Annotated in this window: 1 protein-coding gene; it reads left to right on the top strand. The window is 72.9% G+C overall.

Annotation, left to right across the window (positions count from 1 at the left end; genetic code table 11):
- Positions 1 to 151: 151 nt before the first annotated feature.
- Positions 152 to 1,916 (top strand): hypothetical protein (locus ABT085_RS46050; RefSeq protein WP_351623150.1); only part of this gene is annotated, 1,765 nt, incomplete at its 3' end.

Below are 1,916 nucleotides of genomic sequence, written 5' to 3' on the forward strand. Positions count from 1 at the left end.
GCGGGCCCCCGGGCGCCCCCCGGCGGGCCGGCGCACGCCCCCGGCGGCCGCCTCCCGCCGACCGCCGGCGGGCCACCCACCCCCTTTACACCCGCCTTTTCGTGATCGCGCCGGACGCGAGGGCTGCGAAGCTGGAGGAGAAACGTTGGCCGTGTCCCACAACCGCCCCCCTGACGCTGCCGGCCTGCCCGACACGCAGCCTCCCGGCGGCGGTGCGGCAGGTGCCGGCAGCGACACCACGGCTGTGTTCCAGCCCGCCTGGGCGGACTGGAACACGCTGCCGCTGCAGGCGGCGGCAGACGTCCGGCTGTTCGACGCGGCCCGTTTCGTTCCGCGCCTGAGCCACGGACTGCAACGCATGGGGCAGTACAAGGGATCGGGGTCCACCGATCCGAAGTACCTGGTGCGCCGGGGCGACGGCCAGGTGATTCAGCTGTCGAGACTGCTGTATCTGGTGGTCAGCGCCATCGACGGGGTGCGCGATGCGGAAGGCATCTCCCACTTCGTCAGCGGCCGCCACGGGGACGAGGTCGACCCGGACGACGTGATCTACCTCTTGGAGCACAAGCTCGCCCCCCTCGGCGTCCTGTCGGCCGACGGCGAGGAGAGCGAGCAGGCACCGCAGCCCCGTTCCGACCTCCTGCTCGTCCTCAAAGGCCACAAGGTCGTCTTCCGCGAAGAGCAGGTGGCGCGGATCGCCGCGGCACTGGCATGGCTGCACCGGCCGCCCGTCGTCGCCCTGGCCCTGCTGTGCGCGGCACTGATGGACGTGTGGCTGTTCGGCGTCCACGGCGCGATGACGCCCGTGCTGCGCGTCCTGGAACAGCCCCTGTGGATGCTGATCGTGTTCGTGCTGACCGTCGCCTCGCTGGTCTTCCACGAATTCGGACACGCATCGGCATGCCGCTACAGCGGAGCCGCGCCGGGAAAGATCGGCTACGGCATCTTCCTGATCTGGCCCTCCATGTACACCGACGTCACCGACGCCTACCGGGTGGGCCGCGGCGGACGTCTGCGCACCGGCCTGGGCGGCGTCTACTTCAACGTGCTCTTCATGCTGCTCCTGACCGCCGCCTACGCGGTCTCCGGACAGCCCTACTTCCTCGCAGCCGTCTACCTGGCGCACTTCGAGGTCCTCGAGCAGCTGATGCCGGCCCTGCGCCTCGACGGCTACTACATCCTGGGCGACCTGGCCGGCGTCCCGGACCTGTACGGCAAGGTCAAGCCCATCCTGCTGAGCATGCTGCCGCGCCGCCCGGTCCACCCGGAGGCGGCCGACCTCAAACGCTCGGCCCGGATCGTGGTCACCGCCTGGGTCGCCACCATGGTCCCCCTGCTGCTGGCGGAGACCGGCTACGCCCTGTGGAACCTTCCCCGCCTCCTGTCCACCAGCCTGCGCTGCCTGGGCGAGCAGCTCGCAGGCACGTGGTCGGCCTTCACCCACGGACAAGCCGCCGCCGGGCTCGTCGGCGTCCTGGGCAGCCTCATGCTGATCTGCCCCATGGCAGGCGGGGCGTACCTGACCGTACGGCTCGTCGGCCGCCTCGCCCGCGGCGCGCTGCGCATCACCGAAGGCAACACCGCGCTGCGCGCCGCGATCGGCGCAGCGACCCTGGCCGTCGCATCCCTGCTGGTCGTCGCCTGGTGGCACGGGGCGACCCCCGAGCCACTGCCCCCCGCAGCCCCCGTCGCCCCGGTCCTGCAGCCCGGTGTGCCCACGGCGAGGCCGGCACACGACACCCCCAGGCCGTCCCCCTCCGCCGTCGTGATCCCGAAGGACGCGCCGGCCACCACGCTCCCGCCCCGGCGGCGCACCCCGGCCGCCGTTCACGCGCCCGCCTCCGCGTCCGGCACCGGCTTTGCCTCCTCGCCCGCGTCCGGCCCCGGCCCCGCGCCGTCCGCCCGCACCTGCCGGC

Origin of the sequence: Streptomyces sp. NPDC002265, assembly GCF_040296125.1 — a bacterium.
Lineage (GTDB): Bacteria > Actinomycetota > Actinomycetes > Streptomycetales > Streptomycetaceae > Streptomyces.